Source organism: Streptomyces sp. KR55, from assembly GCF_052245645.1.
GTDB classification, from domain to species: Bacteria; Actinomycetota; Actinomycetes; order Streptomycetales; family Streptomycetaceae; genus Streptomyces; species Streptomyces flavusporus.
This window is the reverse complement of sequence record NZ_JBQQCE010000451.1, coordinates 1-8,020: the sequence shown is the minus strand read 5'-3', so window position 1 is coordinate 8,020 and position 8,020 is coordinate 1. Positions and strand designations below refer to the sequence as shown.

Genomic DNA, 8,020 nt, shown 5'->3' with positions numbered 1-8,020 from the left:
CTCCCTGGGACGGCGTGGACCGCCGTGCCCGGCCGCCGTCGCCTGAGCGAAGCCCTCCTTCGTTCCCGGCGACGGCCTCCGAGCACGACCCACCCACACGTAACCCGCGTACGACATGTGCGCATCCCCAGGGAGATCACCACCATGAGCAAGCGCAACAGCCAGGCGGCGAAGACGGCGGCCCGGGAGCGGCTGCGCATCGAGCGTGAGCGCGAGGCCAAGCGCGCCAAGGTCAGGCGGCAGATCATCGTCGCCTGCTCGGTCGTCGGCGTCCTCGCGGTGGCCGGCGGCATCGGCTACGCCGTCGTCCAGACCAACCAGCCCACCGAGTGGGAGGAGGCCGCCGACGCGAAGGTGGTCGCCCCCGCCAACAGCTCCGGCAAGGACGGCACCACGGTCCTCATCGGCGACTCCAAGACGGACAACGTCGTCCACCTCTACGAGGACCCGCGCTGCCCGGCCTGTGCCTCCTTCGAGCAGACGGTCGGCGAGACCGTCAACAAGGGCATGGAGGACGGCGACTACAAGCTCTCCTTCACTCTCGGCACCTTCCTGGACGGCAACCTCAGCGGGGAGGGTTCGAAGAACGCGCTGAGCGCCCTCGGCGCCGCGCTGAACGTCAGCCCCGAGGCGTTCCTGGACTACAAGACCGCGCTGTACTCGGCGGAGTACCACCCCGAGGAGTCCAGCGACGAGTTCGCCGAGGACGACTACCTGATCAAGGTGGCGAACACGGTCGACGCGCTGAAGAACAACAAGAAGTTCCAGGACGCCGTCGAGAAGGGCACCTACGACGCCTGGGCGATGAAGATGAGCAAGACCTTCGACGACACCGAGGACGTCAAGTCGACCCCGACCATCAAGATCAACAACAAGGTGATCGAGAACCCGAGCACCGTCGCAGAGTGGGAGACGGCGCTCAAGGACGCGGGCGTCACGAAGTAACACTCCGTCAGGCGGTAACGCCATCCGGAAGCATGACGAAAGAGCGGGCGAACTCTTCCGGGTTCGCCCGCTCTTCGCGTCCCCGTCCCTTACCGAAGTCACTACCGATCAGTAATCTGATCGTCCGTGACCAGTCGCCACAGATCCCTCACGAGCCCCAACGTCCCCGCTCCGCGCCGCCGTACAGTCGTCAAGGCCGCCGCGACCGGAGCCGTCCTCGCCGCTCCGCTGGCCGGTGCCCTGCCCGCCCGCGCGGCCACCGAGGCACCCGCCTTCCTGCACGGCGTCGCCTCCGGCGATCCCCTCCCCGACGGCATCCTGCTGTGGACCCGCGTGACCCCCACCACGGAGGCGATACCCGGCTCCGGACTCGGCCCGGACGTCCGGGTGAGCTGGATCGTGGCCAGGGACAAGTCGTTCACCAACGTCGCCGCCAAGGGCTCCACCACCGCGACCGCCGCCACCGACCACACCGTCAAGGCGGACATCCGCGGCCTCGCGCCCGCCACCGACTACTGGTTCCGCTTCTCGGCGGGCGGCACCGACTCCCCCGCGGGACGCACCCGTACGGCCCCCGCAGCCGACGCGGCCGTCGCGGGCCTGCGTTTCGGCGTGGTCTCCTGCGCCAACTGGGAGGCCGGCTACTTCGCCGCGTACCGCCACCTCGCGGCCCGCGGCGACCTGGACGCCTGGCTGCACCTCGGCGACTACATCTACGAGTACGGCACCGGCGAGTACGGCACGCGCGGCACCGTCGTACGACCGCACGCCCCCGCCCACGAGATCCTCACCCTCGCCGACTACCGCACCCGGCACGGCCGTTACAAGACCGACCCCGACCTCCAGGCGCTGCACGCCGCGGCCCCGGTCGTCGCGATCTGGGACGACCACGAGATCGCCAACGACACCTGGTCGGGCGGCGCCGAGAACCACACCGAGGGCGCCGAAGGCGCCTGGGCCGCACGCCAGGCGGCCGCCAAGCAGGCCTACTTCGAGTGGATGCCGGTGCGCCCGGCCATCGCCGGCACGACCTACCGCCGGCTGCGCTTCGGCAAGCTCGCCGACCTCTCCCTGCTCGACCTGCGCTCCTTCCGCTCGCAGCAGGCCTCCATCGGCAACGGCGACGTGGACGACCCGGACCGTACGCTCACCGGGCGCGCCCAACTGGACTGGCTGAAGGCCGGGCTGGCGTCCTCCGACACCACCTGGCGGCTGGTCGGCAACGCGGTGATGATCTCGCCGTTCGCGATCGGCTCGCTCTCCGCGGAGCTGCTGAAGCCGCTCGCCAAGCTGCTCGGTCTGCCCCAGGAGGGCCTCGCCCTCAACACCGACCAGTGGGACGGCTACACCGACGACCGCCGCGAACTCCTCGCGCACCTGCGCTCGAACGCGATCCGCAACACCGTCTTCCTCACCGGCGACATCCACATGGCGTGGGCCAACGACGTGCCGGTGAACGCCGGTACGTATCCGCTGTCGGCCTCGGCCGCCACGGAGTTCGTCGTCACCTCGGTCACGTCCGACAACCTCGACGACCTGGTGAACGTCCCCCAGGGCACCGTCTCCACCGTCGCCGCGCCGGTCATCCGCGCGGCCAACCGGCATGTCCACTGGGTCGACACCGACCGCCACGGCTACGGCGTCCTGGACATCACCGCCGAGCGCGCGCAGATGGACTACTACGTCCTCTCCGACCGCACGAAGGCCGACGCGGCCTCGTCCTGGAGCCGCTCGTACCGCACGCTCAGCGGCACGCAGAAGGTCGAGCGGACGTACGACCCGGTGTAACCGCCCCCGGTTGGGCGCCCCTTACAAGCTGTCGAGGAAGCCGAGCGCCACCCGCCAGGTGGCCTCGGCGGCCTCCTCGTCGTAGTCGGGCAGTTCGGGGTCGGTGTACAGGTGCCCGGCCCCGGCGTATCTGTAGACCTCCACATCGGCCCCCGCTCTGCCCATCTGCAGATACCAGGCGCTCAACCAGTCGTCCGTCTCGAACGGATCCGGCTCGGCGACATGCAGTTGGACCGGAAGGTCGTCCACGGACGTGTTCGGCGCGAGGTCCGACGTGCCGTGCAGGAGCAGCAGGCCGCGCGCCTTCTCGTCGCCCAGCGCGAGCGTCTGCGCGATGGAGGCGCCGAGCGAGAACCCGGCGTACACCAGCCCCCGTTCGGAATAGGGCGCGGCGGCCAGCACGGCCCGTCTGAGCAGCTCGTCCTTGCCGATCTCGTCCTTGAACGCCATGCCGTCCTCGACCGTCTCGAACGTCCGCCCGTCGAAGAGGTCCGGCGTCCACACCTCGTGACCGGCCGAACGCAGCCGGTCCGCCGCGGCGCGCACCGCGGGTGTGAGGCCGTAGGTCGAGTGAAACAGCATGATGTTCATGAGGCCATGGTGCCAGCCGGGTACGACAACGCAGGTCCGGGTGGCCTGCCCGGACCTGCCCAGAACGGCACTGAAATCACATGTTCAGTCCCGCCTGGGCCGGTTACGTTCGTGGGCATGGAGAACATACTCCGCCCGCTGATCGTGGTCGGCGGCTCGGTCCTGCTCACGCTGCTGATCGGCTGGGCCACCGACCGGCTGCTGCGCAAGGCCGACGAACGGCACCCGGAGACCCCCTTGTGGGGTCTGCTGCGCCGCGGCCGCATCCCCTACCAGCTCGTGCTGTGCGCGGCGCTGCTGAGAGCGTCGTACGACTCGGCGCAGCTGTTCCAGGACTACCGGGTCGGCATCGGCCGTGCCCTGACGCTGGTCCTGATCGGGTCGGCGGCGTGGCTCGTGATCCGGATCGCGGCGGCGGTCGTCGAGACGTCGTACACGCGCTACGCCAGCTCCCGCGCCCAGCGCGACCCGGCCCGGGTCCGCCGGGTGCGCACCCAGGTGACGCTGATCATGCGGGTGGTCGCGGCGATCGTGGGCGTGGTGGCCATCGCCGCGATGCTGCTGACGTTCCCCGCGTTCCGCGCGGCGGGCGCCTCGCTGCTGGCCTCGGCGGGCATCCTCGGCATTGTCGCCGGTGTGGCGGCGCAGTCCACGCTGAGCAACCTGTTCGCGGGGCTGCAGATCGCGTTCGGCGACATGGTGCGGCTGGGCGACACGGTCGTGGTGGACGGCGAGTGGGGCACGGTCGAGGAGATCACCCTGACGTACCTCACGGTCCGTACCTGGGACGAACGCCGCATCACCATGCCGGTCTCCTACTTCACGTCGAAGCCCTTCGAGAACTGGTCCCGCGGCACCCCCCAGATGACCGGCATCGTCTACTGGCACCTCGACCACACGGCTCCGGTCGACGCGATGCGCGAGAAGCTCCGCGACATCCTGCGCGAGTGCCCGGCCTGGGACGGCCGCCACTACGGACTGGACGTCACGGACTCCACTCCCAACACCATGGAGGTACGGGCCCTGGTGACCGCGAAGGACGCGGACGACGTCTGGACGGTACGGGTCACGGTCCGCGAACAGATGATCGGCTGGCTGGTCCGCCACCACCCGTACGCCCTGCCCCGCGTCAACACGGCGGACGCGATCCTGCCCCCCGGCTCTAACGGCAACCGCCGCTCCCCCGACGGCGCGGCGCCACGCCGAGCGGTGGACACCCCGAGGCCGGAACGAGGCTGACGAAGGGCTACAACCGAAGGAAAGCCGCCGACGGCGAGCCCCACCCACGCGGGGTCATCCGTACGTCTCCTCGCGGACCTGGTCCAGGGCCTTCTGCAGGTCGGCGGGGTAGTCGCAGGCGAACTCGACCCACTGGCCGTCCCCGGGGTGCTCGAAACCGAGGCGTACGGCGTGCAGCCACTGGCGGGTCAGGTGCAGCCGCTTGGCGAGCGTCGGGTCGGCGCCGTACGTCAGGTCGCCGACGCAGGGGTGGCGGTGCGCGGCCATGTGGACGCGGATCTGGTGCGTGCGGCCGGTCTCCAGCTTCACGTCGAGCAGAGAGGCCGCGCGGAACGCTTCGATCAGGTCGTAGTGCGTGACGGACGGCTTGCCGTCGGCCGTGACCGCCCACTTGTAGTCGTGATTCGGATGGCGGCCGATGGGCGCGTCGATGGTGCCGCTGGTCGGGTCGGGGTGGCCCTGCACCAGGGTGTGGTAGCGCTTGTCGACCGTGCGCTCCTTGAACTGGCGCTTGAGCGAGGTGTACGCGCGCTCGGACTTGGCGACCACCATCAGTCCCGACGTACCGACGTCGAGCCGGTGCACGATGCCCTGCCGCTCCGCGGCACCCGACGTCGAGATCCGGTAGCCGGCCGCCGCCAGCCCGCCGATGACCGTCGGCCCGGACCAGCCCGGACTCGGATGCGCCGCCACGCCCACCGGCTTCACGATCACGACCACGTCATCGTCGTCGTGCACGATCTCCATGCCCTCGACCGGCTCGGCCACCACCTGCACCGGCGCGGGCGCCTGCGGCATCTCGACCTCGAGCCAGGCGCCGCCTTGCACCCGCTCGGACTTGCCCACCACCGAGCCGTCGACCGTGACCTTCCCCGCCGCTGCCAGCTCGGCGGCCTTGGTACGGGAGAAACCGAACATGCGGGAGATGGCGGCGTCGACGCGCTCGCCCTCCAGGCCGTCCGGCACGGGCAGGGTACGGATCTCGGGAATCGTGCTCACCCGTCGAGTATGCCGGACGGGTCCGACACCGCCGTACGCCAGCCTGTCGGCCGGCCCTCGGCCCTCAGTCCTTGTGGACGGTCCCGTCCGGGTCCAGCCCCTTGAAGGACAGCAGCACGATCAGGATGCCGCCGCACACGATCGCCGAGTCGGCGAGGTTGAAGACGGCGAAGTGCTTGGGCGCGATGAAGTCGACGACCGCGCCCTCGAAGACACCCGGCGAGCGGAAGATCCGGTCGGTGAGGTTGCCGAGCGCACCGCCGAGCAGCAGGCCGAGTGCGATCGCCCAGGGCAGGCTGTACAGCTTGCGGGCGAGCCGGGCGATCACGACGATCACGGCTGCCGCGATCACCGTGAAGATGATCGTGAACGCCTGGCCGAAGCCGAACGCCGCGCCCGGGTTGCGGATGGCGTCCAGCCTCAGCCAGTCCCCGAAGATCTCGATCGCGTCGTGGTGCTCCAGTTCGGCCACCACGATGATCTTGCTGATCAGGTCGAGGGCGTACGCGAACGCGGCGACCCCGAACAGCACGGCGATCCGCCGCTTGCCCCGGGGCCGTTCGGCCGGAGCCGACTGCTCATCCGCGCCGGAACCGCCGGCCGGGGTCTGTGCCGGCTCGGAGCCCGACCGCTCACCCGGCGCCGCGTCGTCGCCGGGCCGGTCCTGCTCGGCCCGCGCCGCGTCCGGGGTGTCCGGCGTACCGATGATGCGCTCCGCCTCTGCCACGTGAGTCCTTCAACCTAGGTGCCTGACTGAGCACGAGGGTACGGCACGCCTCCCGTGCCGCATGTGCCCAGGAGGCGTACGACGGTTCGGCCCGTGCCGGTCAGTACCGGCGCTCCTGCTTCTGCTTGCACTCGACGCAGAGCGTGGCCCGTGGGAAGGCCTGCATCCTGGCCTTGCCGATGGGGTTGCCGCAGTTCTCGCACAGGCCGTACGTGCCTGTGTCGAGGCGCTGCAGGGCGCGCTCGGTCTGGGTGAGCATCTCGCGCGCGTTGGCTGCGAGCGCCAGTTCGTGCTCGCGCGTGATGTTCTTGGTGCCGGTGTCCGCCTGGTCGTCGCCGGCGCCGTCACCGGAGTCCCGCATCAGACCGGCGAGGGACACCTCGGAGGAGGAGATCTCGGCGCGCAGCCGCTCCGCCTCGGACATCAGCTCCGCGCGGGCCTCCGCGACCTCTTCCGGGGTCCAGGGGTCCTCACCGGGGCGCACCGCCAGATCGCCCGGCTCCGCCGCGGCGATCCGTGCCTTGGGGACGGCGGTCTTCGCCGCCGTGGCCTGGCCAGGAGTCTTCTTCGCAACCACCTTCGTGGCTCCCGTCTGCTTCGCGGCCTGCGCCGCGCCCACCTTTTTGGCCGTGCTCTTCTTGCCGGCACGCTCAGCCCCCGCGGCCCCCTCCCCCACCACCGCCTCCTTCTCGCTCCCCACGACCTCGCCGGTCCCCTTCTCGGCAACCGCCTTTTCGGCGGCAGCCTCCTCGGCGGCCCCCTTCTGCCCGGCCGCCCTATGCCCGGCCGCCTTGTGGGCGGTGGCCCTCTGGGCGATCCCCTTTGGGGCGGTCTCCTTCCTCGCGGCAACCTCCCTGGCGTCCTTCTTCTCGCCAGCCGCCTTCCGGGCAGTCGCCTCCACCCCGACCACCTTCTGGGCGGTGGCCCTCTGAGCCGTCTCCTTTGGGGCGGTCTCCTTCCTCGCGGTGGCCTTCTTAGCGGGCGCCTTCTTCGCAGCCACCTCCCCGGCGGGTTTCCTCTTCACAGCCGCCTTCCTGGCAGTCGCCTCCACCTCGGCCGACTTCTGCCCGGTGGCCTTCTCCGCCGACACCCTCCTCGCGGCCACCTCCCCAGCGGGCTTCCTCTCCGCAGCCGCTCTCTGAGCCGTCTTTTTCTCCGCGGCCCGCTTCTCAGCGACCCCTTCCTTGGCCACGGCCTCGCTCTTGGCAGCCGTCTTCTTCGCCGGGGCCCTGTTGGCGGCTGCCTTCTTGGCGGCCGTCTTCGTCGCGGCGCCCGTCCGCTTGGCCGGGGGACTCTCGCCGGCCCTCCCCTTAACCGGGGCCTTCTTGGCCGAGGCCTCCTCGGCGGCCCTCTTCTTGGCCTCCGTCTCCTTGGCCGCCACATTCGCAGCCTGTGTTTCCTTCGCCGCCGACTTCTTGACCGGCCGCTTCCCAACCGCCTCCCCAGCCGCCGATCCCTTCGCCGCCGACTGCCTGACCGACCGCTTCCCAGCCCCCGCCTCCCCAGTCACCGTCTCAGCCGCCGCCTTCCCGGCAGGCGTCCGCTTCGTCTCCCCCTTCTCGGGCGGCTGCTTCGCAGCTGTCGCCGTGGCCTTCTTGGCCGGGGTTTTCCCACCGGCCGCCCTGGGAGCACGGGCCGTCGTATCAGCCACCGCCCTTTCGGCCGTTTTCTTCCCACCCGCCCCCGTCCCCCTCTTCGACGCCATCCCCGACTCCGCGGCCGCCTTCTTCC

At 70.5% G+C, this 8,020-nt stretch carries 7 protein-coding genes; 3 read left to right on the top strand and 4 right to left on the bottom strand.

Features of this window, described 5'->3' with window-relative positions:
• Window positions 1-144: 144 nt before the first annotated feature.
• The gene (locus ACTWQJ_RS41455; RefSeq protein ID WP_443311583.1) at window positions 145-945 is read left to right on the top strand and encodes a DsbA family protein; all 801 of its coding nucleotides are present in this window, start codon (window positions 145-147) and stop codon (window positions 943-945) included.
• 126 nt (window positions 946-1,071) lie between these two features.
• A complete protein-coding gene (locus tag ACTWQJ_RS41450) occupies window positions 1,072-2,733 on the top strand; it encodes an alkaline phosphatase D family protein (protein WP_443311582.1) in 1,662 nt (553 codons plus the stop codon).
• A 21-nt stretch (window positions 2,734-2,754) separates the two neighbouring features.
• Here the strand turns inward: ACTWQJ_RS41450 and ACTWQJ_RS41445 are convergent, their stop codons facing one another.
• Complete coding sequence (locus ACTWQJ_RS41445; protein WP_443311581.1) at window positions 2,755-3,324, bottom strand: dienelactone hydrolase family protein; 570 nt, start codon at window positions 3,322-3,324, stop codon at window positions 2,755-2,757.
• A gap of 117 nt (window positions 3,325-3,441) precedes the next feature.
• Here ACTWQJ_RS41445 and ACTWQJ_RS41440 point away from each other — a divergent pair, with 117 nt between their 5' ends.
• Window positions 3,442-4,563, top strand: coding sequence for a mechanosensitive ion channel family protein (locus ACTWQJ_RS41440; protein ID WP_443311580.1), 1,122 nt, complete (start codon window positions 3,442-3,444; stop codon window positions 4,561-4,563).
• 54 nt (window positions 4,564-4,617) lie between these two features.
• Here ACTWQJ_RS41440 and ACTWQJ_RS41435 read toward each other — a convergent pair whose 3' ends face one another.
• The 3 genes from ACTWQJ_RS41435 to ACTWQJ_RS41425 all read right to left on the bottom strand — a co-directional run.
• Window positions 4,618-5,562 (bottom strand): RluA family pseudouridine synthase, encoded by a 945-nt coding sequence (locus ACTWQJ_RS41435; RefSeq protein WP_443311579.1) that lies wholly within the window; start codon window positions 5,560-5,562, stop codon window positions 4,618-4,620.
• A gap of 64 nt (window positions 5,563-5,626) precedes the next feature.
• Entirely contained in the window at window positions 5,627-6,289 is a 663-nt protein-coding gene (lspA, locus tag ACTWQJ_RS41430) for a signal peptidase II (protein WP_443311578.1), read from the bottom strand.
• A 100-nt stretch (window positions 6,290-6,389) separates the two neighbouring features.
• The coding region (locus ACTWQJ_RS41425; protein WP_443311577.1) for a TraR/DksA C4-type zinc finger protein at window positions 6,390-8,020 on the bottom strand (1,631 nt) is incomplete at its 5' end.